The sequence below is a fragment of the Paenibacillus sp. GD4 genome, assembly GCF_030846225.1.
Taxonomy (GTDB): domain Bacteria; phylum Bacillota; class Bacilli; order Paenibacillales; family NBRC-103111; genus Paenibacillus_G; species Paenibacillus_G silviterrae.
Genome location: NZ_JAVCYK010000001.1, coordinates 1606448 through 1632988, shown reverse-complemented (window position 1 = coordinate 1632988; position 26541 = coordinate 1606448). Strand labels below are relative to the sequence as shown.

Below are 26541 nucleotides of genomic sequence, written 5' to 3'. Positions count from 1 at the left end.
GCCGATTCAAAGGCCGTCAGGTCCTTCTCTGTTAAGGACTCAAGAAATTTTGCGTGTAGTAAATGTGCATGTCGCCGCCGAAGTGTACGCCGACGCCAAGCCGCTGATTGTCGCTTAGCAGATTCACCCGATGGCCTTCGGAGTTCATCCAGCCATGGTGCGCCTGAATGGCGCTTTGCTGTCCCGCTGCGATGTTCTCTGCCGCCGAACGGTACTCGATACCGTCCCGGTCCATCCGGTCGAAGGGGCTCAGCCCTTGCAGATTCGTATGGTCGAAGTAACCCTTGGCCGCCATATCCTGGCTGTGCCTGCGGGCGGTCGCTGCGGCGGCATCATCCCAGGCGAAGGCCGGAAGACCGAGCTTTACCCGGTGTGCATTGGCAAGGTCCAAGCTTTGGCGCTCGAAGGCGGAAGCCAGCTCGCTGCTGCCTTTCGGGTAGAATGCTTTGAGCGATTGCTCGGTTCCTTTTTCAACCACCTGGATGCCTGTCACCGTTTGATCCTTATGAAGATCATAGAAGAACGTTACATAAGCCCCGTCTGCCTCGTAGGTGGCAAACTCCCCGCCGCTTTTTCCATAATTGATGATAAATTGCGTATTCCCCTTCAGTATGAACTTCAGCGGAGTGCCGTAGGACTGCGTCACCTCGGCCTTGCCCGAGCCGTCCTTAATGCCGCGATCGGTCGACCAATTGCTCGAAGGCGTATACAGGGCGACAACTTTGCCCCCCTCGCTGACCCCGATCTGAGCGTAGGAAGCGTAATCCTGATCGTAAATGTACCAGGTCATGCCCGGATACTCTGCGGCGTCCTTCCGTGCAGGCTGACCGAGGCGGGCAATGACGGCATCCGCGGAATCTCCGATCGCAACTCCCTTAACCGTAACCGAAGCTTTGGTAGATGCCGGCTCTGCCGGAGGTGCGGGAGTCGCGGGCACTGTGCCTGACCCCGCCGGACTTTGGCCCGGAAGCAGATGAAACTGCTTTTGCTTCAGGTTGCTGATGAACTGTACGGCCTCTGCACGAGTAAGCTTGTCCGCCGCTTCGTAGCCTTCGACGGTTGCTGCCGACTTGCCTTGGGACAAGCCTTGCTCAAGCAGGAAGCGCACGGAATCGCTGACGTTAAGCTGCGTTCCCTTCTGTGAGGCGGCAATCACCCGGGCGACCTCACCGCGGTTATACTTGGCCCGGTCGGTGGAGCGGATCACAGGCCAACGGTGTGCGTCAGCGAAGCTGTAGTAAGGCTCGTACCACGAGGCTCCGTTTTGCGCCTCGGGGAGCTTAGCCTCCGGGTAGGCACGCAGCAGCATAGCCAAAAATTCCGGCTCCGATACCGCTTGGTCCGGACGGAACGTAGCATCCTCGTAGCCATCCACAATATGCTGGTCCACCGCCCAGCCGATCGCCGGAGCGGCCCAGTGCTTCGCCGTGTCGGTAAAGCTGCCTGCAGCAGCCGCATCTTGAGGTGCGGCACAGGCCAGGGACGATATCCCCATAACGATGGGGAGCGCGTAAGTGAGAAGTCGTTTCATGTGATGCCTCCTCGTATATTCGTAATAGGGTGAAAGAATCACTTTAAAGCTGCGAACCACTGCCGATACCACACGATTAGAGTGAAAATATCGCTTTAAGAGGACACTCTTCCTGCAAGAAGAGTACTAGCGCTCGCTGTAACGCTAAAAAATCACGTTATCCTTGTGCTCCCGGTCCTGATCCTCGCTCTAAGCTGAAAAAATCACTTTACCAGAACCCAACTACGGTTACTCCTCGATAATATTCGTATCTATTTCATGATATGGGTCTCCCCACCTGCTTGTCTATGACAAATTATGACAGATTTAATAAAGAGAAAGTCATATTTTCAATGCAAAGGGTATATATCTGTAAGAACCGACGCCGCATAAAGGAGGTACCCGAATGATTCGGTTCAGGAAGGTAAACAAGCACTACGGCGCGTTTCATGTACTTAAAGACATTGACTTATCGGTGAAGCAAGGGGAGGTCGTGGTCGTGATCGGACCTTCCGGCTCGGGCAAAAGCACCCTGCTTCGCTGCATCAACCGGCTTGAGACGGTTACGGACGGCGAGCTGAACGTGCTGGGGGTGGAAGTGAACGACAGGAAGACCGATATGAACAAGCTTCGCCGGGAGATCGGCATGGTGTTCCAGCACTTCAACCTGTACCCTCACATGACGGTGCTTCAGAACATTACCCTCGCTCCGATCAAGGTGTGCGGCATTAAGCGCGAGGAGGCAGAGAAGACCGCCTTGTATTTTTTGAAAAAGGTAGGTATCCCGGAGAAGGCGGATTCCTATCCCTCGGAGCTGTCCGGGGGACAGCAGCAGCGGGTGGCGATAGCACGCGGACTTGCCATGAAGCCGAAGATCATGCTGTTCGACGAGCCGACGTCGGCACTCGACCCGGAGATGATCGGCGAGGTGCTGGACGTCATGCGCAGCCTGGCCAAGGAGGGCATGACGATGGTCGTCGTCACTCACGAGATGGGCTTTGCCCGTGAGGTGGCGGACCGGGTGATCTTCATGGACCAGGGGCTGATCGTGGAGGAAGGGCCTCCGTCGGAGTTTTTCACGAGACCTGCGGAAGAGCGGGCGAGGCTGTTCCTGAGCCGGCTGCTTCAGCACTAAACCAAAGGAGAGGGGATAGATGACGATGGTCAAAAGGATACAGGCTTGGTGGAAGGCGGGCTTAGCTCTGCTTGTAGCGCTGTCCGTATTGGCGGGCTGTTCGGGCAGCAAGGAGACCCAGCCGGGAGCTACGCCCGTGCAGGGAGCGGCGCCGGGCAAGACGCTCGAGGAGATTAAAAAGCGCGGCAAGCTGGTCGTCGGAGTCAAACATGATACGAAGCTGTTTGGCCTGAAGGATCCCGCGACGGGGAAAGTGGAGGGCTTCGATATCGACATTGCCAAGGCGCTCGCGAAGAAGATTCTGGGCGATGAGAATAAGCTGGAGCTGAAGGAAGTGACGTCGAAGACGCGCATCCCGATGCTGAAGAACGGGGAGATCGACATGATCATCGCCACCATGACGATTTCTGAGGAACGCAAGCAGGAGGTCGATTTCTCCGATGTGTATTTTAAGGCGGGGCAGTCGCTGCTGGTAAAGAAAGGAAGTAAAATTCAGTCCATCGCCGACTTGACCAAAGGGACGAAGGTGCTTGCCGTGAAGGGCTCCACCTCCGCCGCGAACATTCGCGCGAAGGCGCCGGAGGCAACGACGCTGGAATTCGAGAACTATCAGGAAGCGTTTACGGCGCTTAAAGCGGGACAGGGGGATGCGCTGACCACGGATAACGCGATATTGTACGGTATGACGAAGCAGGATCCGAACTACCAGCTGGTTGGGGGCACGTTTACGGATGAGCCTTACGGCATGGCCATTCGCAAGGGAGATTCGGAATTCGTAAGCTTCGTGAATACGTTCCTGAAGGACATGAAGGCCAGCGGAGAATACGATAAGACGTACGAGAAGTGGATCGGCGAGAAGCCAAGCAAGTAACGAAGGCTCTTCGGGGTTACGAAGGAGGTGATCATGCGGGTGAAATGGGACATCATGGTTAAATACTGGGATACGTATTTGCTGGGCTTCGGCAACACCGTTCAAACGAGCTTGATCGCCCTGGCGGCCAGCTTCGTTCTCGGAACCGTGATCGCTGTGCTCCGCATCGCTCCGTTGAAGCCGCTCCAGTGGCTTAGCACCGCGTACGTCGAATTTATCCGTAATATTCCGCTGCTGCTCATCGTGATGCTGTTTTTCTTAGGCTCCCCTGCGCTGGGGATCCCGCTCGACGGCTTTGCGGCAGGCACCATCGGGCTTACCGTGTATACCTCCGCGTTTATCGCAGAGGCGGTAAGAGCCGGCATTCAGTCCGTGCCTAGGGGGCAGACGGAGGCGGCCCGGGCCTCGGGCCTGACCTACATTCAGACCATGCGTTATGTCGTGCTTCCGCAGGCCATCAAGATTGTGATCCCGCCGATCGGCAACCAGTTTCTGAACCTGGTCAAAAACTCCTCCGTTCTCGGCGTCGTTGCGGGTCTCGATCTGATGTATTACGCGGACATCATCTCATCGAAGTCGTTCGTGACGTTCGAGGTTTATATTTTTGTGGCGATGTTTTATCTGGTGCTCACCATACCGCTCAGTATCGGCGTAAGGTATTTGGAGAAGCGGCTGGCAGGACCGGCTTAACGGACAACGGATACACGGAAGGAAGGGGGGATAGGGATGGAACACCTGCTTGAGGCGTATTCTCCGGCAAATCTGCGGTTTCTGCTGGAAGGCTTATGGATGACGCTTACGGTGGCAGCGGCGGCAATTGTCGCCAGCTTCTTCATCGGGGCGCTGATCGGGACCCTCCGGTTTGCCAAGGTTCCCGTCGTTTCCCCAGTGCTTGCCGTTTTGGTGGAGGTCGTGCGGAATTTGCCGCTGCTGCTGATAATTTTCTTTACGAAGTTCGCCCTGCCGGAGATAGGGATCAAGCTGGATCTCGTGACCGGCGTCATCGTCGCCCTCACGGTTTTCGAGGCGGCCATGGTGTCCGAAATCGTGCGCAGCGGGCTCATGTCGATCGACAAAGGCCAGCTGGAGGCGGCCCGTTCGTCCGGACTGTCCTACGTGCAGGCGCTGCGCTATGTGCTGCTTCCCCAAGCGCTGCGCCGGATGGTGCCGCCGATGGTAAGCCAGTTCATCTCGCTGCTCAAGGACACCTCCTTGGCCGTCGTGGTATCGCTGCCGGAGCTGATGCATAACGCGCAGATCATTTCCGGGCAAAATATCAACTTCGTTATCCCGATTCTGCTCCTCGCCGCGCTCATCTACTTCGTCGTGAACTATTCGTTGTCGCTGGTGGCGGGAAGGCTGGAGGCGAGGCAAGTATAGCGGGTCATCGGGCTTGCAAACGGCAGCGCACATAACAAAGGCTGAACCCCGGACAGCCAATCCGGGTGTTCAGCCTTGTTTGAGTCATGTATGATTAGCGCTTTTCATTGTTGTCGCAAGCTTCCGCTTGACTTGCGGACACCGTGTCCTCCGCCAGCTTGTCGCCGAACTGATCCAGACGTGACGGCTCGCTGGCCGGTCCGTCGTTCTTGGGCTTGTTATTTCTGCCTGACATGGAAATCACCTCCCGGATTATAGGTTGCCATCAACGGGAGGAGAATATCCATTACGCAGCCGCAGAGGTACGGGCCCGCCTGTTCGAGAGCAGCAGCCACAGGGCGAAGCCGAGCAGAAGCAGGGCAGCCGCCCAAGCGGCATATGCGACGATCGGTTCCAGCCGCAGGTTCGCTGCGCCGATAGCGACGAAGGCCCAGACGAAGACCAGTACGTACGCCGGATCGTGATAACGGGAGCCGATCAGCAGTGCGAGAACCGTGGCCACAGCGAGCAGGATGAGCGTCCAGACTGTACCGGACCAGCCAAAGCCGTTCCAGTCCGCCGCGGACAAGGCAACCGTAGTATTGACGATCGTCGCCACCGAGATCCAGCCCAAGTAAACGCTGAACGGCAGCTGGACAAGCAGCCGGATCACAGGATCGCCGGAATTGCCTTGGGGCCGTGTGCCGAGATAGCAGCCGATCAGGGAGAAGAGCAGACCGAGCATAGCGAACACGGACGCGGCAATCTGCAGCTGGTGCCAAAGCAGCAGCCATCCGATGTTGAAGAAGCAGCTGATCAGGAACCAAGGGTTCGCTCCCAGCACCTCCCGACAGCTGCGTCTTGCGGAGAACGCCTGCACCCAGCCGTAGGCGATCAAGAGAGCATAGATCAGGCCCCAGATCGAGAAGGCATAAGGGGCCGGTGTGATCTGCACGGGAAACATAGCGGATATTTCTCCCGTCGTCCTGCCTCCAAGCGGAAGCGCATTCGCAAGTCCGTTCATCACAAGCACGGCAGCCAGCCCTAATAGGTTCAGCCACCGGAATATACCTGCAGTCATGTAACCTTCCTCCCCGATACCGTATGGAAGTATAAAGTGAATCGGACAACTCCACTACCTCAGTATATGACACTGCAGAGAGCGCCATGCTGCTTTGGTTCAGGGGTACTAAAGAAACATAGTACTGTTTCCCGTTTGGCAATGATGTTACATTGATCTTACACGCACGATAAAGAATGGAGGCTCCTACGATGAAAATATCCCGAACCTTCACCTTCTGGCTTCTGCTGTTCTCTTCGCTGATTTGTCTAAACCACCTGTCTGGCCATGATGACAAAAATATTCTCATTTTCATGACGAACCCTCTAAATATGGCACTCGAAGGAACAGTCGCAAGGCTGCATGAGACTATGGGGAATGAAGAAGCTTGGCATGCCCTGCTGTATGCTTTGCATTTGGGGTTCTGGTTCGCGGCGGGTCTGCTCGTTGATCTGATCGCCTTCAAGGTGAGAGCAGCCAAAAAATAGCCCCACCCGGCGACAGCGCCGAATGGGGCTATATATGGGTTTATGCTCTCCTGCGGTTCAAGTGAATGAACGTAATCGCCAGCGCTAGCACGAGCACGGTTCCTTTGATGATATCGAAGGCATAGTAAGGCAGGTTCAGCATCGTCAGGCCGTTCAGCAGAACGCCGATCAGCACCGCTCCGAAGAACGTTCCGATCACGTTCGGCTTGCCGGCGCCGAGGACGGAGAAGCCGACGAACACGGCGGCGACCGCCTCCATGAGAAGCGGAGCGCCGGCGTCGATCTGGCCGGAGCCGACCCGTGCGGCGAACAAAATTCCGCCAACCGCAGCGAAGATCCCGGACAGCACATACGCTATCGTTCGAACCTTGTTGACCTGAATCCCTGAGAGACGCGCCGCCTCCTGGTTGCCGCCGGTTACATACAGCTGGCGGCCGAAGCGGGTATAGGTCAGGAAAATATGCACGGCCACGACCGCAACGATCATTAGGACGACCGGTACAGGCAGGCCTAGCAGCTCTCCTTTGCCGATCCAGAGGAACGACTCGGTGAATTTACCGGGGGCCTTCGTCCCGTCGGTCATTTGCATGTTGTTATAGATCGAGAAGCCCTTGGTATACGTCTTATGAACGCCCCCGATGATATACATGACGGCCAGCGTGGCAAGCAGATCGGGTATACGCACCTTCACGATAAGGAAAGCGTTCAGCAAACCGATAACGATACCGATGAGCAGCGGAACCGTCAATACCACGATTAGCGGCAGCTGGTACCAAACCATCATCGTCGCTACCACCACCGTTGTTAGAGAGACGGTAGAGCCAACCGACAGGTCGAAGCCGTCGACGATCTGAGAGAAAGTTACACCAATCGCGACGAACGTAACGATAGAAATGGAACGTAATATGTCCGCCAAATTATCGTACGAAAGAAAGTGCTCATTAAGCAGGGTAAATGCAACAAAAACAGCGGCGATAATGACCAAAGCACCGTATTTATAGGAATAGTCCAGAAACTTGTCTTTCATGACGAATCACACAGCCTCCCCGCTGCTGGCATAATACAAAATCAGCTCCTGCGTCGCTTCCTCACGAGTCAGCTCCTTCACAATCCTGCCGTAGCTCATGACAAGAATCCGGTCCGCAATGCCCAGAATTTCTGCGATTTCACAGGAAAAATAAACAATGCCCTTGCCTTCCTGAGCGAGCCTGCCGATCAGTCGGAAAATATCGCTCTTCGCCCCGACATCGACGCCCTTGGTCGGCTCATCGAACAAGTACACCTGCGCGTTCGTCGGAAGCCACTTGCCCACCGCCACCTTCTGCTGATTGCCGCCGCTCAGGTACTTCACAAGCTGCAGCGCGGACGGCGGCTGAATGCCGAGCTCGCGAATGCGCTCCTCCGCATTCTCCGCCTCCCGGCGGCGGCTCACGAAGCTGAGCTTGCTCAGCTGCTTCAGCAGCGGCAGCGCCAGGTTCGCCTTCACCGACTGCTCCACGAGAATGCCCTGCTTGCGGCGTTCCTCCGGAACGAGCGCAAGCCCGGCATCCACGGCGTCGGAAGGCTCACGCAGCTGCAGCTGCTGCCCGCTGAGCCGCAGCTCGCCCGCGTCCAGCCGGTCCGCGCCGAACAGCACGCGCGACAGCTCCGTCTTGCCGGCGCCGACCAGACCTACGACGCCGACGATCTCGCCGCGCCGCACGGTCAGGTCCACGCCGCGCACCTTCGTGCCGCTGGTCAGCCCGCGAGCCTCCAGCAGCGGCTCGCCGATCGAAGCCGCCGCCTTCGGGAATTCCTCCTCGAACGGCTTGCCAAGCATTTCCTCCACGACGGCTTTCGCGTCGGTGTCCGCGGCGGGCTTCGTCGAGATGCGCCGCCCGTCCCGCATGACCGTGATGCGGTCGCAGATGCGGAACACCTCGGACAGCCGGTGGGAAATGAAGACGCAGCCGACGCCTTCGGCCTTCAAGCGCTCAAGAATGCGGAACAGCTGCTCGGTTTCCTCGCCGGACAGAGGGGCGGTCGGCTCGTCAAAAATGATCAGCAGAGCCTTCTGCACCAGCGCCCGGGCGATCAGCACCAGCTGCTTCTGAGCAATGGTCAGCTCGGCGGCCGGCCGATCGACATCGAAGCCGCCGAGGCCGATTCCCTCCAGCGCTCGAGCGGCTTCCTGCTTGAGTACTCGCCACTGAATCCAGCCGCTGCCGGAGGTAAGCTTGTCGAGCATAATGTTCTCCGCTACCGACAAAGTAGGAACGAGCGCGGTATCCACCTCCTGATAAACGCACTGGATTCCGCTGCGAATGGCATCGAGCGGGCTGCCGATCGACAGCTCCTGCCCCTCCAGCAGGATCCGGCCCCCATCGGGCCGGTAAGCGCCGGACAAAATCTTCATCAGCGTGCTCTTCCCGGCGCCGTTCGCTCCGAGGAGCGCGTGGATCTCGCCGCGACGGACCTCAAAGTCCACCTCCTGCAGGGCGCGCACGCCTGGGAACGATTTCACAATCGCCTTCATTTGCAAAAGAGATGCGGCATCTGCATTCTTCATAAACGTTCCTCGCTCCTTCGCCCATAATCTGAAAATCCCACCGGCAGCATAGCGCCGATGGGATCATAACTCAAATTTACTTCTGCACAGGCTTCTCGGCTTGCTTCAACCAATCGGTATAACCCTGCTGGCTGTTGCCCCAGCCCTTCACATGCTCGCTAAGCTGAGCAGTGGAGATTTGCGTTTGCGGCAGCTGGTCGCGGGAGACGAACACCGGATCCAGTACAACCTTCTCAGGCGTTTGCTCGCCCTTGATCTTTTGATAAGCGTAACGCACTTGAATGCGGCCGATATCCTTCGGATCTACGGCAGCGGAAGCGATCCAAGGGTTTTTCGGGTTTTGGATCATTTGCAGATCCTCATCGCTCATGTCGATGCCGTATACTTTAATTTCCGTACGTCCGGCTTGCTCGATCGCGCGGGCAGCGCCCTTGGCGAATTCATCCCAGGAAGCCCAAACGGCAGCGATATCGCCTTTGTTCGGATACTTCTTCAGGATCGCTTCCATTTGCGCTTGCGTGTCCAGCGCCGTGTTCTGGGAAGCGGCACCGAAAGCGGCGATTTCTTTAATGTCCTTGTTCTTTTCAAGGAAAGACTTGTAAGCAATTTGACGACGCTCCATCGGGGCGAAGCCGGCTACCCAGATCTTCACGATGTTCCCTTTACCGCCGATATCCTTCGCAAGACGGTCCAGCGTCAGTTCCGCCATCTTCTGGTCACCTTGCTCCAATACGGTAACGCCCGGAACCTTCAGGTCCGCATCGAAGGCTACAACCGGAATTTTACGCTCGATCGCTTTCTTCACACCTGCATCCAGCGCTTCAGCCGTACCGTGGTCGATCAGAATCGCGTCGAACTTCTGGTTAATGGCGGCATCCAGGTTGGAGGACATCTTGGCGAGGTCGCCGTCCGCTGTAAATACAGTGACCTTTCCGCCCAGCTTTTCCGTCTGCTCCTTCACGCCTTCAATGTATTGCGCGGAGAAGGTACCGAGGTTAATCTGCATAATGAGTGCGATTTTCTTGCCGTCAAGACTTGCGGCTCCGCCTGCCGCGGCATTGCCCTCCGGCTTACTTGCTTGCTCTGTCGTTGCCGGCTTGGCGCCGCAGGCGAGCAGTCCGATGGACAGCACCAGCACGAGAAGCATGACAACGGATTGTTTCCACTTGCTCATAATTAATAATTCCTCCCCTATGTATGTGTATCTGATAAACCCAATGGGTTTACTTGGTTATCCGTATTCTACCACCGTTCATGGGAAGCGGTCAATATGTAAGTAAGATTTTTCAAGGAAATTCGTCATTGATCGACAAATCTATGGAATAATTGTACATTTTATCACAAGGGGTAATAAATGAAAATAGCCCTCCGTCATCCAAAGTATGGATTCATGGAGAGCTTTTTGTTATATATGCCTTATACTACTATGGATTAACGGATCAGAAAGCCTAGCGCTACTACGGCCACCGATATATAATGCAGCAAATCAAGCCAAGGCTTACGCAGCTTCTGCATGCAAGTAAACGCACGGTAACCGGAACGGGCAATAATCAAAATCAAAGCAATCTGAATCAAGGATTGAGGCATTCGGCATCCCTCCTATAAGATGGATGAATCGGGTGTATTTCTAGGTATATGCCCGGATTTGGCGCACATGCCGATTTTATTTGCCACTGCTGCAACCTTTGAAGCGGAGCCGGCGTCTTGAAGGTAACTCCGGAGTACTTCCCATTTTCGTGATAAAGGTGATGATGATCCTAATGAAAAAAGTAGTAACTCTTCTTACGACGGCCGCGCTGTTATGCTCTGTAACGGCCGGCTCGGTGTTTGCTTTTAACGACATAGACAGCCCCGAGCAGAAGGAATCGATTATGACCTTGAAATCCCGCGGGATCGTAAGCGGCGTCGATGCGGAGAGATACGCTCCGAAGAACAAGATCAGCTTCGCTCAAAGCATACAGCTGCTTGTGAAGGGTCTGGACCTGAATATCGATCACATCCGGTTTATTAAGAAGCCTGAAGCCTCCGACTATTTTACGACGGTCGCCAATGACGCTTGGTATGCCGAAGCTTTTATTATTGCTCACCTTAATGGTTTGTCGATTCCGAAGGATGTGGATCCGAACGGCACCATTACGAGAGAGCAGTTTGCGCATCTGCTGATTCAGGCTATCGATACGAAGGGCAGCTTCCCGGTGATCAAGATGCTTATCAACCTGAAGGACGCCGATCAGGTGGATCCTCAATATAACTACAGCCTGCAGCGGCTGTTCCTGCACAAGCTCTCGACGCCGATTGACGGAATGGCGTATCCGAAGCGCGAGATCACCCGCGGTGAAGCAGCCGTATGGGTGCACAATGCGATCAAGTTCGTGGAATCCCACACCGAGAAGCCTGCCCCGGCGGAAGAGGTTCAGGTTACCGTGGAGAAGGTGAGCGAGGAGGTCAATAAGGTGACGCTCTCCCGCGGGGAGAAGCCGAGCTCAGGGTATACCATCGCCATCACCGGCATTCGCTTCGAGGACGACAAGGCCTATGTGCAGTATACCGTGACGGATCCGAAGCCCGACATGAGCTATTTGACCGTTATTACGGAGCCTAAGGCCGTAACGTACGTTTCGGCTAAGTATCAACCGGTGGCAGAGGCGGGAAAATAATAGGCTTCACGCGGCCCGGCAGGCTGCACCTTTTCGCTCGGTGCATACTGCCGGGCTTTTTTCATCATTTTGGCTAGGCTGGGGGAGAAGAGATATAATAGGAGTAAGCATGAAGATTAAGCGGAAGGTTGTGATCAGAGGATGGATAAGCGATATGCCGATGTAAACGGAGCGAGGCTTGCTTATTATGAAGCGGGAAGCGGTCAGCCGGTTGTGCTGCTGCACGGATTTTGCGGCAGCTCGGCGTATTGGGACGAGATCGTGCCGCTGCTGCAGACGGAGCTCCGGGTGATTGTCCCCGACCTGAGGGGTCACGGGGCTTCGTCGGCTCCCGATACGGGTTCCTCTATGGAGGAGATGGCTGCTGACATTGCAGGTTTGCTTGATACGCTGGAGCTGAAGCAGGCGAGTGTCTTAGGGCATTCGCTGGGTGGTTACATTACGCTGGCTCTTGCGGAGCGGCATGCCGATCGGCTGACGGCCTTTGGATTGGTGCATTCCACCGCGTTCCCCGATGATGAGAAGGGTAAGGAAGGCCGTTTGAAGGGAATGCAAACGATAGGGGAGCAGGGACTGCCTGTGTTCTTGGAAGGTTTGATTCCCCGGCTGTTCGCCCCCAAGCATGTGGAGTCGATGCCGGAGGCCGTGAACAAAGCGCGGCAGATCGGTCTCGGGACTTCCCCCGGCGGGGCGATTCGGACGCTGGAGGGCATGCGGACGCGCCCGGACCGGAATCAGGTGCTGTCCGAGGCGAAGGTGCCGGTCCTGCTGGTTGCCGGGGAGGAAGACCAAATCGTGGCTCCGGTTCGCACGTTCTCCGCATCGGGCGGACACATCCGGCAGGCGCTCATCGCAGGAGCCGGGCATATGAGCATGATGGAAGCGCCGCGGCAGCTGGCGGACGAGATTCTGGCGTTCTTCAAGGGGTAATGGAGTTGAAAGCTGCATTTTCCAGAATGGTGTTCAAGGTTTTGGGGGCTGGATACGGGGGAGGCCATAAGGTATCGCCGTGTGTTTAAACAGACTGAACGGCCAAACGCCCACTGTAACGTTGTGAAATCACCTTAACTTGCCAAACATGAGTTCGATTGGGTCAGTAAGGTGAAAAAATAACGTTAGGGGGCACCCTATGGCCTATCAAGGTCAGGAAACGGCCGTGTAACGTTATAAAATCACCTTAACTTGCCAAACATGAGTTCAACTAGGCCAGTAAGGTGAAAAAATAATGTTACCGCGCGTCCGGTGCCTATCACGGCCCGGAATATTGGGCCAGTAACAACAAAAGTTGCTTAATGGATGTTGACGCTGCTCCCAAAAGTTGCTCCGGCATCAAATAAAGCCTCGAAACGGGCATTATTGATTGGAAAGGCTAATGCTTAGCCATCCCCCCAGACTTAATGAACCTAGCCGCCCTCGCAGGCTAGGTTTTTGGTGTCTGCGGAATTTTTCTCAAGACTCATCGAAATTCCTTCGCTATCGTCCAAATTGACGCAAATTGACCCGTAAGAAGCGAAAAAGTTCACAAATGTAGGCCGTACATTCCCGTTCCATCCCCTTATCGCCGGGGAAGACCCGGACGGTTCCTTGTGATTGCTCGTTATTGCTTTATAATGATATATAAGCGATACGACTCTGTATGGCTATCTAAACATACTTCAAGGAGGTGTACCTATTCGCTCAAGAGGAGTGGATAGGAAACTAATTGGGTGATCCTTTACCTGCCTTATGGAACATTGCATTAATACTTGCTTTGGTGCTTGTGAACGGTTTCTTTGTCGCCGCGGAATTCGCGATGGTGAAGGTCCGCAATACCCGGATCGAAGCATTGGTTCTGGAAGGCAACAACAGCGCGAAGTTTGCGCAAAACATTCTTACCAACATTAACGCGTATTTATCGGCATGTCAGTTGGGTATCACTTTGACGTCACTAGGCTTAGGCTGGGTCGGCGAACCCGCCATTGCCCAAATGCTTGAACCGCTCTTAATCGATTATTTCGGATTAAATGATGTAGCACTGCATACCATATCATTTATTATCGCTTTTTCCATTATGACCACGCTGCATATTACCTTGGGTGAGCAGTTCCCGAAGACATACGCCATTCGTAAGTCGGAGGAAGTGACGCTGTGGTCGTCGATTCCGCTGCTTGTTTTTTACAAAATTATGTTTCCGTTTATCTGGGTCCTGAACGGACTGTCCAACTGGATGCTGCGCATTGTCGGGATTGAGCCTGCTCAGGAGCACGAAGCGGCGCATACGGAAGAAGAGATTCGCGTTCTGATGAAAGAAAGCCACAAAAGCGGTCTGATCGACAATACGGAGATCGCGCTGGTCGACAATATATTTGAGTTTACGGAAACGAATGCCCGTGAGATCATGATTCCCCGTAAAGAGATGAGCTGCTTGTATGCGAATCTTGATTTTAAGGAGAACATGGACATTGCGATGCGGGAGATGCGTACACGGTATCCGGTATGCGATCCTGATAAGGACAATATTATCGGCTTCGTTCATATAAAGGATTTGCTAAAAGCACAGTTTAATGTATCCGACTTGCGAAAAATGCTTCGTCCGATCATGAAGGTTCCGGACTCCATGCCGATCAGTAATCTGCTGAAGATGATGCAGAAGAAAAAGGTGCAGATGGCGCTCCTGATCGATGAATATGGCGGAACGGCGGGACTTGTTACTCTTGAGGATATTCTGGAGGAAATCGTCGGGGAAATTCAGGACGAATTCGATACGGAAGAGCGCCAAAGCATTGAGAAGAAGGACGACAGAACCTTCTCGATTGACGGCCGCTTGCTGATTGACGAGTTTAACGTTCACTTCGGCTTGAATATTACCTCTGAGGATTACGATACGCTGGGCGGATGGATTTACTCTCAGATTGAGATTCCTCCGAAGAAGGGCCAAGCGATCATGTACAATGACGAGTATGAATTCATCGTGGAAGAAACGGACGATCTGCGAATCTCCCGGATTTTGCTGAGACAGCTGGATCCGCAGGTCCAGACGGCGTAACATAGATAAAGACTGTACCCTGGGTGAAGGGTACGGTCTTTTTTAGTATTAGCAGGAATATTTGACCAGGGGATAGAAATAAAGATCTAGGGAAAGACCGGCAATCGGCACGGAACTACGATTGGATTATTGCGCTGTTTTGGGGGAACTAAGGGATGAGCTTATTGGTGATGAATGAGGAAAGGCTTGCCGCCGCCTTCCGTTTGCTTGACCGGGAAACGGAGCGCAAGGTGACGCCGGGAGCGGTAGCCGTCGTCAGCTTGGCGGGACGTAAATATTTCCATGTTGCGGGACGGGCTGTGGATACGGAGAAGACCAAGATCCCGGCGACGCTCGGAACGATCTATGATACGGCTTCCCTTACCAAGGCCGCAAGCACGCTGCCGCTTATCCTGATGCTGCTGGAGCAAGGCGAGCTTCGCTTGAAGGATCCCGTTGTTTACCATTTGGCGGAATTTGGAGTCAACGGGAAGGAGGGGGTCACGATTCGGCAGCTGCTGACCCATACGTCGGGCTTGCGGTCCCATGTGAATCTGCACTCCCACGGCTGGTCGGCCGAGCAGATCCTGGCGCATGTGTACGAGCAGGAGCTGGCAGCTAAGCCCGGAGAGCGCATTGAATATAGCGACCTTGGCTATATCGTGCTGGGGGAGCTGGCAGCGTCACGGTTCGGCATGCCGCTCGATGCGGCGGCTCGAAGGTATGTTTACGAGCCGCTGGGGATGAGCGATACGATGTTTGTACCTCCAGTGGAAGTCAGGGGACGCATAGCGGCGACGGAGTAGGATGACCAGACTGGGGCTCCGCTTTGGGGCGTAGTTCACGACGAGAATGCCAGGGCAATGGGAGGCGTGTGCGGACATGCAGGACTGTTCTCGACGGCTCATGACCTGTCGCGTTATGCCGACCTATGGGCAGGGGGCGGTTCGGTGAACGGCAGGAGGCTGCTTTCCGAGGCTACGGTGCAGACGGCAGCCCGTTCCTGGACGGACGGTCTTCCGGGAGGCCGGCGCGGACTCGGCTGGTCTCTCAAGGGGGACTACTGGGATGCGTCGGGAGACCTGCTGTCCGAGCGATGCTACGGTCATACCGGGTTCACGGGAACAAGCTTGTATGTCGATCCGGAACGGGAGCTTAGCGTGGTGCTGCTGACGAACCGTGTGCATTACGGGCGCGGAGTGTCTGTCGTGAGGCTGCGGGATTGCTTCCATAACGCCGTCGCGGCGTGTATTGAACAACAATAGGGAAGGAAGTGGACGGTTATGTCCGATATGTTAGTTAAGCTGTACGAGCTTCCGGCAGTGGAGCCTGTCCTTGCGGAGCTGGCGGAGCAAGGGGTCGACATTCGCCGCGCGATTGCGCCGGAGAAGCATGTTGTCGTGGCTTGGGTCCGCGAGCATTTCAACGAGGCGTGGGCAAGCGAGTGCGAGGCGGCGTTCGCGAATCAGCCGGTGTCCTGTTACATCGCGGTGAAGGACGGAGCGCTGATCGGCTTCGGCTGTTATGATGCTACGTGCCGTAACTTCTTCGGACCCACCGGCGTAGCCTCGGACGCGCGCAAGCAGGGTGCGGGCAAAGGGCTGCTCTTGGCCTGCCTGCAGGCGATGAAGCTGTCCGGCTACGCCTACGCGGTGATCGGAAGCGCCGGACCAAAGGAGTACTACAGCCGTATAGTCGGCGCTACGGTGATTGAAGGCTCCACCCCTGGGATCTATAGGGGCATGCTGCGTAAATAATACGGAGAAACCTGGCGGCGGCTAGGTTTTCTTTTTCAGGCCGCTGCTTGACGTCTGTGCTGCAGGATGCGCAATCAAAACAGGGATTTAGACTGATGTGAGGCCGATTGGCCGGATTTACGTTGCAAACCGTGCAATAGAGGCGGCTTGATGGGATTGTTTTGAGCGGTTTCGTTGCAAAAACTGCAGTCAGTGGTGGCTTCGCCCGCCGAGAAACGAACCGAACAGGAGGTCCGAAGGATTATGGAATGTTTAGGCTGCCGGTTAGCAAACCGGACCATCGAGGCACAGATCATCTACGAGGATGAACATATAACTTGTTTATTGGACATCGCTCCGTTAAACGAAGGACATACGTTAATCCTGCCCAAAAGGCACTACCTGGACTTGGAAGAGCTCGACGAGCAGACCGTTCAATCGGTCTATCAAGCGTCGATCGTTGTCAGTAAGGCGTTAAAGCGGCTTTATGAGCCGGACGGCATCACCGTGATGCAAAATGGCGGGCGGTTTAATGACCTCGGTCATTATCATATGCATGTGTTTCCCAGGTACAAGGAGGATGGGTTTGGGTGGCTGGAGCCGGTAAACGATGCTGCGGACAGGTTGAAGGAAACCTGCCTCGCTATGACTGCCGCGGTAAAAGAAGTATCGCATGGGAACTAACATGACCGTGAACAGCATCCGCGGAAAACGTGTTCTGCTGAGGAAACCGACTCCCCGAGACTTCGTCGATTATGTCTCTTACGACTGTGGCAGCGAGCTCATGAGAATGCTTGGACGTGACCACACACAGCCCTTGATGAACACACATGAAGCTGCCGTTACCTACTTCGAGAACATCCGTTCAGCCGAGCACAAATGGTGTATCGAATATGAGGGACGTTTTATCGGCAAGGCGGGACTTCGGCATCAGGCTGCAGACCATCGTGCGAGATACTCAATTAGCATTCTGGATACTTCCTGCTGGGGCAAGGGGATCGGCACGGAAGTGACGGAACTCATTCTGCAGTATGCCTTCGAGAAGCTGAGGCTGCATAGAGTGGATCTGCGTGTTTTGGAATATAATCGCAGGGCGAGAGCTTGCTACGAAAAGTGCGGCTTTGTCGTGGAGGGAGTAGAGCGAGAAGGGGCGTTCATCGACGGGCGTTATGAAACGGACGTTATCATGAGCATACTGGACCGCGAATACAACGCCCTAAACAAGCTGCGATGATTTGTGCTTGACAACTGACTCGTCACCTCGATATAATCGTGAACAATCAAAAGCTTCGATCAAGGACATGAAGCCTTACTGACGCTGTACAGAGAGAGGGGACCTGGCGCTGCAAGCCCCTTCGGCGATCTTGAGGACTTTACCCCCTTGTAGCTGCTGGCTGGAAATCATGAGGTACCCATGAGAGTATAGTTCGCCGGGCGCTCCCGTTATAGAGACTGATGAGGATTCGCATAGCGGTTAAGCACATGCGGATTGAATTAGGGTGGAACCACGAGCGCGCTCGTCCCTTTGCGGGATGGAGTGTGTTTTTTTTTTATATACGTAACAATAATCATCAAGCGTTGACCAAGGACATGAAGCCTTATGCGATGCCGCACAGAGAGAGGGAACCCGAGCTGAAATTTCCTCCGGCGATCCTGAGGACTTTACCCCCTTGCAGCTGCGGGCTGGAAATCATGACATGTCATTGAGAGTATAGTCTGCCGGGTGCTCCCGTTACAGAGCTGATGAGGATTCGCCTGTCATGCAAGCTAGGCAAATCGAAGTAGGGTGGAACCACGAGCGCACTCGTCCCTTTCCGGGAGGACGTGCGCTTTTTGCTGTTCATTTTAAACATATGGAGTGAGTACACATGAATTCGATAAATGATTTGTCTATCCTGCGGCACAGCGCCGCCCATCTGCTGGCACAAGCGCTGAGGCGCTTATACCCGGACGTACAATTGGGCATCGGTCCGGCGATCGAGAATGGATTTTACTACGATTTCGATACTTCGGCGGCCGTATCCGCGGACGACCTCCCGCGCATAGAGGAGGCTATGAGGCAGATCGCACGGGAGAATCATCCGATACGTCGCCGGGTCGTAGAGAGAGAGGAGGCGGCGCGGCTGTTCGCGGAGCTGGGAGACGGTTTAAAGCTGGAGCTGCTGGAGGGCATTCCGGCTGGCGAAGAGGTATCCCTGTATGAGCAGGGGGAATTCGTAGATCTATGCCGAGGACCCCACGTAAGCTCGACGGGGGATCTGCAAGCCTTCAAGCTGCTCAGCCTGGCAGGGGCGTACTGGCGCGGGGACAGCAGCAACAAGATGCTGAAGCGAATCTACGGGACGGCCTTTGCCGGGCAAGCCGAGCTGGATGCGCACCTGCACTTCCTGGAGGAGGCGCAGCAGAGAGACCACCGGAAGCTCGGCAAGCAGCTGGAGCTGTTCATGTTCTCGGAGGAAGCGCCGGGAATGCCGTTCTATTTGCCGAAGGGGCAAATTGTGCGAAACGAGCTGGAGAGCTTCTCGAGAGAACTGCTGCGGCAGTACGGGTACGATGAGGTGCGGACTCCGCTGATGATGAACCAAAGGCTATGGGAGGAATCGGGGCACTGGGAGCATTATCATGAGAATATGTATTTCACGGAGGTGGACGACCGCAGCTTTGCGCTTAAGCCGATGAATTGCCCCGGACATATGCTGATCTTCAAAAATCGGCTGCGCTCCTACCGAGAGCTTCCGATCCGGATAGCCGAATTCGGACAGGTGCACCGCCATGAATTCAGCGGAGCGTTAAACGGTATGCTGCGCGTCCGCACCTTCTGCCAGGATGACGCCCATATCTTCGTGACGCCAAGTCAGGTAGGCGAGGAGATCAAGAAGGTTATTCAGCTGATCGACCGGATGTATTCGGTGTTCGGCTTCTCCTATGCGGTCGAGCTGTCGACAAGACCGGAGAAGTCGCTCGGCGACGATGCACTGTGGGAGCAGGCGGAAGGGGCGCTACGTCAAGTACTGGAGGAGCTCGGCATCGATTACAAGCTGAACCCCGGCGACGGCGCGTTCTACGGGCCGAAGATTGATTTTCATATCCGGGACGCGCTTCAGCGGAGCCACCAATGCGCTACGGTGCAGCTGGATTTCCAAATGCCGCTCAAGTTCGAGCTTTCCTATGTAGATGAGGAGAACCGGAAGGCGCATCCTATCGTCATTCACCGGGCTGTTTACGGCTCGATCGACCGCTTTCTGGCCATTCTGATCGAGCACTATGCCGGGGCTTTCCCAACATGGCTTGCACCGGTCCAGGTGAAGCTCATACCGGTATCCGAGAACAACGGCGAGTACGCCCGAGAGGTGCAGGAGGAGCTGCTGCAGGCCGGAGTCCGGGTGGAGCTGGATGCCCGCAGCGAAAAGCTTGGCTACAAAATCCGCGAAGCCCAGAAAGACAAGATCCCGTATATCCTCGTTGTGGGAGACCGCGAGCAGGAGCGGAAGCAGGCTTCGGTGCGAAAATACGGGGAAGCCGATGCCGCAGCTATGGATGTCAGCGATTTTATAAGAAGGGTAATAGAGCAAATTCGCAGCCGCAGCTAATCGAATAACAAATCCAAAATGTATCATTCTATTAGAATGGTACATTTTTTTGTCAAAATAAGAAACATATTGTATCAATCTAGCGTCTATACTATGATGTCTGCCTTTTTATGGAGGTGAAGAGAAGGATTGGCAGGCAAGGAAGAGTGAAGCTCGAATTCAGACATAGAAACTATATTCGTTCGGAGGGAAAACATGAAATCGAAGTCAAGGTGGATGACGGTCTTATCGCTGCTCCTTGCGGTCACGTCATGGCCGGTCGGCAGCGTCTTCGCATCCACAGAGGAAAAGCTGGGCAAGGTAGGCGAACGCGATGGAACGGCAAAAGCGGCGCTAAGCGGTCCGTATGTCAGCCAGCGGGAGCAGGAGGTTCCCTACGGATATCGTTCCTTCTTCCATGCGCCTTGGCGAAGCTATATGGATACTTGGGACGGAAGCCGGTTCCTGGAAGCGCTCGGAGTGAACTATAACATGGAGCGCGACGAGGCGGAGGCAACCGCAACGCTGCTGCAGGAGGCGGGCGTTCGTTCCGCGAGGATCGAGATCGGCTGGGACAACCTGGATTACTACGATGATTCGAAATTTCGGGAATACAACCGCGAGAGCATGCGGCTGATGCTGGGAGCTCTGAAGCGCCATAACATTCGGCCGATCATTCTGCTCAACATGAATTCCGGCATGCCGAACCCGAATACGGATGCAAAGGTGGAGCTGACAAGGCTGGCATCGAAGGGCGCAAGAGAAATTTATGTGAAGGATCCTTCGGGCATTCGTCCGAAGTATACGGGCTTCCAGCTGGGAGGCGGCCGGCCGGCCATGTTCCCTATCATTACCGATATCGATGCCACCACGGGCCGATGCACGCTTTCCGCCCCTTTGCCTCAGGATGTGCCTGCGGGGGAGGTAGTGCTCATTAAGCTGAAGTATCAGCCTTTCTCGGGCTTGGAATATAAGGACGGGACGCCGAATCCGGCTGCGATGGAGACGGTGAACGGCTGGCTCCGCTATGTGAAAACCGTCACAGAGGTAGCCAAGGAGGAGCTGGGCACTCAGAATAACGAAGTCGACGCCGGTTTTGACCTGGAGATTTATAACGAGTACACCTTTGGCTATCATTATCTCGGTATCGAGCATTATTATGATCCGAAGCCGGAATTCCGCAAGCCCATCAGCTTTACCAAGGACGGCAAGACGGTGGAGGGCCACGAGATGCTGCTGCCGCTGACAGCCGATTACGTGAAAAATCCGGAGAACAAGCTGCCCGGCGTGAACGTCGTCAGCGGCTTCTCCAATCAGCGTCCGTTCGATAACGGCAGTACCATGGGGGTGGATGAGGCGGGATTTAGCCGGCATTACTACTCCGGCTACGATAAGGTCAAATCTCTGATTACGCCGGAGTCGGCATCGGATTTTAAAGAATCAACCAAATTGTATTTGAACGCGCTGGAGGGGCTGGACGGGACGAAGGTTCCCGATAAGGATCATTCCGTTCCCGGCAGCTTTTATATACCTCCACACGTTGCCGCACTGCCGGAAGAATGGTCCTTCCCCTACCAAACCGAGATGATGATTCGCGATCTGCAGCCTTTCCCGGGGCTGTATCCCGACCATTACCGCTATTCAAGTCCGGGGGGCGGCCGAATTGCCCAGCTTTGGAACACGGAGACGAACTATTCGCGTAACGGCTTCTCCGAGGTGCTGAAGGATCAGGGGGTGGATATGAAGGATCCCCGCTTTCTTCGTCTTATGCAGCAGATCGGGGCGAAGTCGCTTCTGCGCATGTTTACCTTCTATGCCCATAAGGGCGTTCATACGATCAACGCCTATGCTATCAAAAGCGAGGATGTCGGCTTCGGGATCTTGCCGGAGGCCTTCTATGAGGAGCTCCGCAAAAATAAGTACGTGCTGAACGAAGCCGTTCGGGCAAATGCCGGCTTGCAGCTGCAAGGTCTTAAGGAAGTGTCCGATCTGATGCGGAGCGGCAAGCGCATCGATTCACCGAGGCCGCTGCAGGTAACGGAGCTGATCGAATATGAGCCGCGTTATGTCTATGAAGGCGATGGAAGCTTGCAGCATCCGAGCCGTTATCATCGGGATGATTTTGCTATTCTACCTTATCAGCTGGATACCGGAACCTTCGCCATCGGCTATTATGTGGTCACCCGAAACGCCGCGCATGCCTGGGACCCGACTAAGGATTTGCTGGATCCTGAGCGCTACCGCATGCCTCCGCAGACCTTCGAGTTTACCTTGAACAATATTTACGGTACAGGCGCCAAGGTTTCCGCGATGGATCCGCTCACCAAGGAGCGCATCTCTGTCGAAACGGTCCGGGCCGACAAGGACAGCATTACAGTGAAGCTCGATTCGGTGGATTATCCGCGCTTTCTGCTGATTGAAGAAGCCGTGGAGGGACCTGTCATCGGAGCTCCTCTGCTGGAGAAGGCGCCGGGCGGCGCCAGACTGGCGTTCACGCCCAGCGTGACGGGGATCGTCTATATCACCTACGGCGATTATCCCGTAAGGTCCGGCGGCCGTTTCCGCGAGGAGAGCTTTACCGATCCCCGGTTCCGGCACCGTAAAGGGGACAAAGAGGTCGAATCGATCAGCTATAAGCTTGGGACTCAGCCGGGCTCCTGGCGATGGACCGGTGTGATTGTGCCGGAATTTACGGAAGATTACACATTCTCCGCCTTTGCTGTAGACCGCAACAATTTCAGTCTGAAGCTGGACGGACAGGAGCTGTTCCCTAACGGCAGCAAAGGAGTGGGTACCGCGTCGCTTACGGCAGGAACCGCCTATTCGTTCGAGCTGACGTATTATAATGAGCATCCGGTGGACAGCGGGCTGGATACGGTCAGTCTTTTCTGGTCGAGTGCAAGCCAGCCGAAAACGATCGTACCGGCACAAATACCCGAGCAGAAGAAGCTTCGGCTGGAAGCGGTAAAGGGGCAGCGCGCAGAGGTGTCGCTTCCCGGGATGACCGTAGGTGACGGTGTGCGGATTACGCTTGTGAGCGAAACGGGGACCCGGACACGGTATCCGTTCTGGGACTATGATACGAAGGCGGTTCTCTATGAACATACGCCGTCTTATATTCCGCCGACGCCTATTCCGCCCCCTCCTCCGCCCCCTCCACCCCCGGTAAAGGGTCCGGTTTTTGCAGGCGGAGGAGGAGGGTTCATCGCGGCCGCCGAGATCGAGTATAAAGAGGGAAGGCTGCTCTTGGAGAATGGCAAGGGGATGGAGGTTCGACAGTCGGGCGAATCTACAACGATCACCTTGCTCGCGGACAAAATCCTGGAAGCCTTGAATAAGCATACCGAAACGAAGGAGCTTGTCCTGCCGCTCGGAAGTGAGTTATCTGATGTGGAAGCAAGTAAAGAGCTGGCACAAGAATTGACCCGGCGTAAGATCCGGCTGGTGCTGCAGCAGGGGGAAGAACGGGTTCAGGTCACGCTTCCCGTCAAGGAAGACAAGGTGCTCCTACGCGTGAAGCTGGCTGCCGGGCTGCTTCCGCCGCCGGCAGGCTTCACAGCGGCAGGCCCGCAGCTGTCGATTCGGGGCCAGCTGGAAGCGTCATTCCGGCCTGCCGGAGGAAGCGACGGAGCATACTTATATAAATATGATCATGGAAATAAAACATGGGTATATCAACAATCCCCAATTCTTCGGGAGCCGGGGGACTACACTTGGCTGAAGTCCGGTCTCAGCTTCTCGGACATTTCGTCTCATTGGGCGAAGCAGATCATCGAAGAGCTTGCGGCCAAGGGTTATGTCTCCGGGTACGAGAATAACGAGTTTCGTCCGAATCAGACCGTGACGCGGGCGGAGTTTGCGGCGATGCTGGTCCGCATGCTGATGTCTCGGGAAGAAGCGGCGGAAGTACCGTTCAAGGATGTCACGGCGGAGGATTGGTTTTACCGTGAGATCGGTTACGGCTACCGGGAAGGACTAATCCAAGGGTCGGAAGAGGGGAATTTCCGCCCGGGGGAGGAAATCTCACGGCAGGAGATGTTTGCCCTTGCGGTAAGAGCAGCGGAGAGGAAGCGTTCCGTAGCCTTGACGGAGGCTGACCGGAAGCGGCAGCTGGAGGCATGGAGCGATACGGAGCAAATCAGCGACTGGGCGGAGGACCTACTTGCCAAAGCGGCTCTGGCAGGTCTGGCTGCCGGTGACGAGACGGGGAGAATATTGCCTTTGGCGTCCGGTACCCGAGCCGAGGCAGCAGCCATTCTTCTCCGGGTTCTGCACAGGCAGGAAGAACAATAAATTTCCTCGCGAAAGAGGCAATCCATGGAGTGGGTATCCACGCCGAGGATTGCCTCTCTTTTCATTCGGTCTCTACGCGGAGGATGGTTTTTCCTCCGGCATCTCAGCCCATTTTTTCAGCGTAACATAGTCGGTCTTTCCGCTTCCCAGAAGCGGGAGCTTGTCAACGACACGCACTTGTCCGGGAAGCAATAACGGCGAGAAGCCGTGGCTGGCCAAATAACTCTTCAGGCCGGTCAGGGTGACCCCGGAGCCGGCGGCGAACAGGACGATCCGCTCGCCCTTGCGGCCGTCAGCGATCGAAACCGCCGCCACTGCACCTCCGGGAGCGGATCTCTCGGCTAATTCCTCAAGGAGCTGCAGCGATATCATCTCGCCGCCGATCTTGGCGAACCGTTTCAGCCGTGCCCGGATGGACACATAGCCCTCTTCGTCAATACTGACGACGTCCCCGCAGTCATACCACTCCGGGCAAGGGACGAAGCCCTGCCCATGAATCAGATAGCCCTTCATAAGGTTCGGTCCCCGGACCAGCAGGTTGCCCGCCCCCTCAATTCCCTCTACCGGCTTCAGCTCATATTCAACGCCCGGCAGGAAGCGTCCCACCGTCCCCCGACGATAGGACAGCGGGGAATTGATCGTCAGTACAGGTGCGGTTTCCGTCGTACCGTAGCCTTCGAAGATGCGGATGCCGAACTTGGCAGACCACAGCTCAATCACTTCATCCTTCAGCTTCTCAGCACCGGCAACCACATACCGTACGGAGTAAAAGTCGTACGGATGGGCTGCGCGTCCGTATCCGGCCAAGAAGGTGGAGGTGCCGAACAGGATGGTTGCGCTTCGGTCATATACCACCTCGGGAACGACCCGGTAGTGCAAGGGGCTCGGGTACATGAACACGCGGACGCCGGTCAGCAGCGGCAGCAGCGTTCCCGCCGTCAGGCCGAACGAATGGAACATCGGCATCGCGTTGAACACTTTATCCTTGGCCGTGAAATCAAACACCGAACGCGCTTGCTGAATGTTGGCATACAGATTAGAATGCGAGAGCACGACTCCCTTCGGCTTGCTTTCACTGCCGGAGGTGAACAAAATCACCTCGCGAGGCCCGGGCTCCGCCCGGCGTCGAAGCAGGAGCTGCATAAGCCCGCCCAGCTGATCGGTCCGGCTGACGCGGCTGCGGACGTCCTCCAAATACACGATTCGTACCTTGGCCGATAACGCTTCGATCACAGGGGACAGCTTCCCCTTCTCGACGAACTGTCGGGAGGTCAGCACCGTTTGGACGGAAGCCGTTTCGCAGGCATCCAGTAAGTTCTGCACACCGGCGGAGAAGTTCAGCATGGCGGGGGTCTTGCCGAGCCGCAGCAGAGCAAACAAGGCAATGACCGAGCCGGCGGCGTTCGGCAGCAGTACGCCGGCGGTTTGCTGACCGAGCAGCAGGGGGCGAAGCTTGGCGGCAAATACATAGGCGGCGATCAGCAGCTTCCTGTAGGTGAGCGCAAGCGAAACGTCCTCCAGCACCTGCAGCCGGAAGCCGCTGCGCGATGCTTGCTCGAGCAGCTCGTCGAACAGCTGTACCTGCGGCTGGAGCCGGGCGCTCAGGAGCTGCCGCTGCAGGGCGCGGAGAATATCATCCGCCGCGCGTTCCTTCTGAAGCTTCATGGGAAGGCCCGGCCGCGATTCAAGCTGAAACGGCTCCCCGATCTCGATGGCAATCCGGGGGAACCACACCGTTTTGATTTTATCGGTTATATAAGAAAGCCTGCTTTGTTCCGCTCCGTTGATAGCGATGGGATACAGCTTCGCGCCGGTCTTCATGGCAACATAGCCCACTCCGGCATACACCTTCATCAAACCGCCGGTTAAGGTCACGCGGCCTTCCGGGAACAGCACCAGCGGGACGCCGCTTTGTACTGTACGGATCATGGAACGAACGCTGTAGGGATTCATCGGGTCAACGGCAATATGGGGAAAATGCTTCATGAACGGAGCCAGTCTCCGCGCCCAGCCGGTATTGATGACGAATGTAGCCCCCTTCGGCAGGAACAGCAGGAGCAGCACGCCGTCAATCAAAGATACGTGGTTCGGCATCAGCAGGGCAGGCTGGCCGGGCACCAGCTTCTCGATCCCGCTAATGCGTAAGCGGAACAAACGTCTCAGCAGGCTGCGCAGTACAAGAAACAAGAAGGACATATTGAATCCGCTCCTCCAAACCGTATCGTTACTAAGATATGAGAACTACTGTTATTGTAGCGCGGTTCGCAAATAAAAAAGAGTACTAAATTGAAGTAGTACCCTAATTCGGGCA

20 protein-coding genes and 2 pseudogenes are annotated in these 26541 nt (G+C 55.6%); 14 read left to right on the top strand and 8 right to left on the bottom strand.

Features of this window, described 5'->3' with window-relative positions; translation table 11 throughout:
* Positions 1-31: 31 nt before the first annotated feature.
* Positions 32-1531, bottom strand: coding sequence for a CAP-associated domain-containing protein (locus RAC89_RS07690; protein WP_306612802.1), 1500 nt, complete (start codon positions 1529-1531; stop codon positions 32-34).
* A gap of 385 nt (positions 1532-1916) precedes the next feature.
* Between RAC89_RS07690 and RAC89_RS07685 the strand changes: the two genes are divergently transcribed.
* Genes RAC89_RS07685 through RAC89_RS07670 form a run of 4 tightly spaced genes read left to right on the top strand, consistent with a single transcriptional unit; the run spans position 1917 to position 4896 of the window.
* Positions 1917-2645: an amino acid ABC transporter ATP-binding protein gene (locus tag RAC89_RS07685; RefSeq protein ID WP_306612800.1), complete on the top strand. Its 729-nt coding sequence runs from the start codon at positions 1917-1919 to the stop codon at positions 2643-2645.
* 25 nt (positions 2646-2670) lie between these two features.
* On the top strand, positions 2671-3516 hold the full coding sequence (locus RAC89_RS07680; RefSeq protein ID WP_306616065.1) for a glutamate ABC transporter substrate-binding protein: 846 nt from the start codon (positions 2671-2673) through the stop codon (positions 3514-3516).
* Positions 3517-3549: 33 nt separating this feature from the next.
* The gene (locus RAC89_RS07675; protein WP_284641688.1) at positions 3550-4206 is read left to right on the top strand and encodes an amino acid ABC transporter permease; all 657 of its coding nucleotides are present in this window, start codon (positions 3550-3552) and stop codon (positions 4204-4206) included.
* A gap of 36 nt (positions 4207-4242) precedes the next feature.
* Complete coding sequence (locus RAC89_RS07670) at positions 4243-4896, top strand: amino acid ABC transporter permease (protein WP_284641686.1); 654 nt, start codon at positions 4243-4245, stop codon at positions 4894-4896.
* 94 nt (positions 4897-4990) lie between these two features.
* Here the strand turns inward: RAC89_RS07670 and RAC89_RS07665 are convergent, their stop codons facing one another.
* Together RAC89_RS07665 and RAC89_RS07660 are read right to left on the bottom strand one after the other, a co-directional pair.
* Positions 4991-5131, bottom strand: coding sequence for a hypothetical protein (locus RAC89_RS07665; RefSeq protein WP_284641684.1), 141 nt, complete (start codon positions 5129-5131; stop codon positions 4991-4993).
* 51 nt (positions 5132-5182) lie between these two features.
* A complete protein-coding gene (locus tag RAC89_RS07660) occupies positions 5183-5956 on the bottom strand; it encodes a hypothetical protein (RefSeq protein ID WP_306612798.1) in 774 nt (257 codons plus the stop codon).
* A gap of 191 nt (positions 5957-6147) precedes the next feature.
* On the opposite strand from RAC89_RS07660, the gene RAC89_RS07655 reads away from it, so the two are divergent.
* The gene (locus RAC89_RS07655; protein ID WP_306612796.1) at positions 6148-6423 is read left to right on the top strand and encodes a hypothetical protein; all 276 of its coding nucleotides are present in this window, start codon (positions 6148-6150) and stop codon (positions 6421-6423) included.
* A 40-nt stretch (positions 6424-6463) separates the two neighbouring features.
* Here the strand turns inward: RAC89_RS07655 and RAC89_RS07650 are convergent, their stop codons facing one another.
* From RAC89_RS07650 to RAC89_RS07635, 4 genes are all read right to left on the bottom strand, one after another.
* The gene (locus RAC89_RS07650) at positions 6464-7450 is read right to left on the bottom strand and encodes an ABC transporter permease (RefSeq protein WP_284641677.1); all 987 of its coding nucleotides are present in this window, start codon (positions 7448-7450) and stop codon (positions 6464-6466) included.
* Positions 7451-7456: 6 nt separating this feature from the next.
* Positions 7457-8971: a sugar ABC transporter ATP-binding protein gene (locus tag RAC89_RS07645; protein WP_306612794.1), complete on the bottom strand. Its 1515-nt coding sequence runs from the start codon at positions 8969-8971 to the stop codon at positions 7457-7459.
* A 76-nt stretch (positions 8972-9047) separates the two neighbouring features.
* Positions 9048-10145, bottom strand: a complete 1098-nt coding sequence (locus RAC89_RS07640) for a sugar ABC transporter substrate-binding protein (RefSeq protein WP_284641672.1) — start codon at positions 10143-10145, stop codon at positions 9048-9050.
* 257 nt (positions 10146-10402) lie between these two features.
* Positions 10403-10558, bottom strand: a complete 156-nt coding sequence (locus tag RAC89_RS07635) for a hypothetical protein (RefSeq protein ID WP_284641670.1) — start codon at positions 10556-10558, stop codon at positions 10403-10405.
* Positions 10559-10731: 173 nt separating this feature from the next.
* On the opposite strand from RAC89_RS07635, the gene RAC89_RS07630 reads away from it, so the two are divergent.
* From RAC89_RS07630 to RAC89_RS07590, 9 genes and pseudogenes are all read left to right on the top strand, one after another.
* Positions 10732-11628, top strand: a complete 897-nt coding sequence (locus RAC89_RS07630; RefSeq protein WP_306612792.1) for an S-layer homology domain-containing protein — start codon at positions 10732-10734, stop codon at positions 11626-11628.
* 141 nt (positions 11629-11769) lie between these two features.
* The gene (locus RAC89_RS07625; RefSeq protein ID WP_306612790.1) at positions 11770-12558 is read left to right on the top strand and encodes an alpha/beta fold hydrolase; all 789 of its coding nucleotides are present in this window, start codon (positions 11770-11772) and stop codon (positions 12556-12558) included.
* Between the two features lie 772 nt (positions 12559-13330).
* On the top strand, positions 13331-14653 hold the full coding sequence (locus RAC89_RS07620; protein ID WP_306612788.1) for a hemolysin family protein: 1323 nt from the start codon (positions 13331-13333) through the stop codon (positions 14651-14653).
* Positions 14654-14808: 155 nt separating this feature from the next.
* Positions 14809-15897, top strand: a pseudogene (locus tag RAC89_RS07615) (serine hydrolase domain-containing protein).
* Positions 15898-15915: 18 nt separating this feature from the next.
* The gene (locus RAC89_RS07610) at positions 15916-16389 is read left to right on the top strand and encodes a GNAT family N-acetyltransferase (protein ID WP_284641661.1); all 474 of its coding nucleotides are present in this window, start codon (positions 15916-15918) and stop codon (positions 16387-16389) included.
* A 243-nt stretch (positions 16390-16632) separates the two neighbouring features.
* Positions 16633-17052, top strand: a complete 420-nt coding sequence (locus tag RAC89_RS07605) for an HIT family protein (protein WP_306612786.1) — start codon at positions 16633-16635, stop codon at positions 17050-17052.
* Positions 17042-17602, top strand: coding sequence for a GNAT family N-acetyltransferase (locus RAC89_RS07600; protein WP_306612784.1), 561 nt, complete (start codon positions 17042-17044; stop codon positions 17600-17602). The genes RAC89_RS07605 and RAC89_RS07600 overlap by 11 nt, the downstream gene beginning before the upstream one ends.
* A 628-nt stretch (positions 17603-18230) precedes the next feature.
* Positions 18231-19958, top strand: a pseudogene (gene thrS / locus RAC89_RS07595) (threonine--tRNA ligase); the annotation flags it as partial.
* Between the two features lie 195 nt (positions 19959-20153).
* Positions 20154-24230 carry an S-layer homology domain-containing protein gene (locus RAC89_RS07590; protein ID WP_306612783.1) on the top strand — a complete coding sequence of 1359 codons (4077 nt, stop codon included), beginning with the start codon at positions 20154-20156 and terminating at the stop codon, positions 24228-24230.
* A gap of 72 nt (positions 24231-24302) precedes the next feature.
* Here RAC89_RS07590 and RAC89_RS07585 read toward each other — a convergent pair whose 3' ends face one another.
* On the bottom strand, positions 24303-26426 hold the full coding sequence (locus tag RAC89_RS07585) for an AMP-binding protein (RefSeq protein ID WP_306612781.1): 2124 nt from the start codon (positions 26424-26426) through the stop codon (positions 24303-24305).
* Positions 26427-26541: the final 115 nt, after the last annotated feature.

Coding starts and splice junctions, on each gene's coding strand:
- RAC89_RS07690 (WP_306612802.1), bottom strand. CDS start 1,531: ATGAAACGACTTCTCACTTACGCGCTCCCCATCGTTATGGGGATATCG.
- RAC89_RS07685 (WP_306612800.1), top strand. CDS start 1,917: ATGATTCGGTTCAGGAAGGTAAACAAGCACTACGGCGCGTTTCATGTA.
- RAC89_RS07680 (WP_306616065.1), top strand. CDS start 2,671: ATGGTCAAAAGGATACAGGCTTGGTGGAAGGCGGGCTTAGCTCTGCTT.
- RAC89_RS07675 (WP_284641688.1), top strand. CDS start 3,550: ATGCGGGTGAAATGGGACATCATGGTTAAATACTGGGATACGTATTTG.
- RAC89_RS07670 (WP_284641686.1), top strand. CDS start 4,243: ATGGAACACCTGCTTGAGGCGTATTCTCCGGCAAATCTGCGGTTTCTG.
- RAC89_RS07665 (WP_284641684.1), bottom strand. CDS start 5,131: ATGTCAGGCAGAAATAACAAGCCCAAGAACGACGGACCGGCCAGCGAG.
- RAC89_RS07660 (WP_306612798.1), bottom strand. CDS start 5,956: ATGACTGCAGGTATATTCCGGTGGCTGAACCTATTAGGGCTGGCTGCC.
- RAC89_RS07655 (WP_306612796.1), top strand. CDS start 6,148: ATGAAAATATCCCGAACCTTCACCTTCTGGCTTCTGCTGTTCTCTTCG.
- RAC89_RS07650 (WP_284641677.1), bottom strand. CDS start 7,450: ATGAAAGACAAGTTTCTGGACTATTCCTATAAATACGGTGCTTTGGTC.
- RAC89_RS07645 (WP_306612794.1), bottom strand. CDS start 8,971: ATGAAGAATGCAGATGCCGCATCTCTTTTGCAAATGAAGGCGATTGTG.
- RAC89_RS07640 (WP_284641672.1), bottom strand. CDS start 10,145: ATGAGCAAGTGGAAACAATCCGTTGTCATGCTTCTCGTGCTGGTGCTG.
- RAC89_RS07635 (WP_284641670.1), bottom strand. CDS start 10,558: ATGCCTCAATCCTTGATTCAGATTGCTTTGATTTTGATTATTGCCCGT.
- RAC89_RS07630 (WP_306612792.1), top strand. CDS start 10,732: ATGAAAAAAGTAGTAACTCTTCTTACGACGGCCGCGCTGTTATGCTCT.
- RAC89_RS07625 (WP_306612790.1), top strand. CDS start 11,770: ATGGATAAGCGATATGCCGATGTAAACGGAGCGAGGCTTGCTTATTAT.
- RAC89_RS07610 (WP_284641661.1), top strand. CDS start 15,916: ATGTCCGATATGTTAGTTAAGCTGTACGAGCTTCCGGCAGTGGAGCCT.
- RAC89_RS07605 (WP_306612786.1), top strand. CDS start 16,633: ATGGAATGTTTAGGCTGCCGGTTAGCAAACCGGACCATCGAGGCACAG.
- RAC89_RS07600 (WP_306612784.1), top strand. CDS start 17,042: ATGGGAACTAACATGACCGTGAACAGCATCCGCGGAAAACGTGTTCTG.
- RAC89_RS07590 (WP_306612783.1), top strand. CDS start 20,154: ATGAAATCGAAGTCAAGGTGGATGACGGTCTTATCGCTGCTCCTTGCG.
- RAC89_RS07585 (WP_306612781.1), bottom strand. CDS start 26,426: ATGTCCTTCTTGTTTCTTGTACTGCGCAGCCTGCTGAGACGTTTGTTC.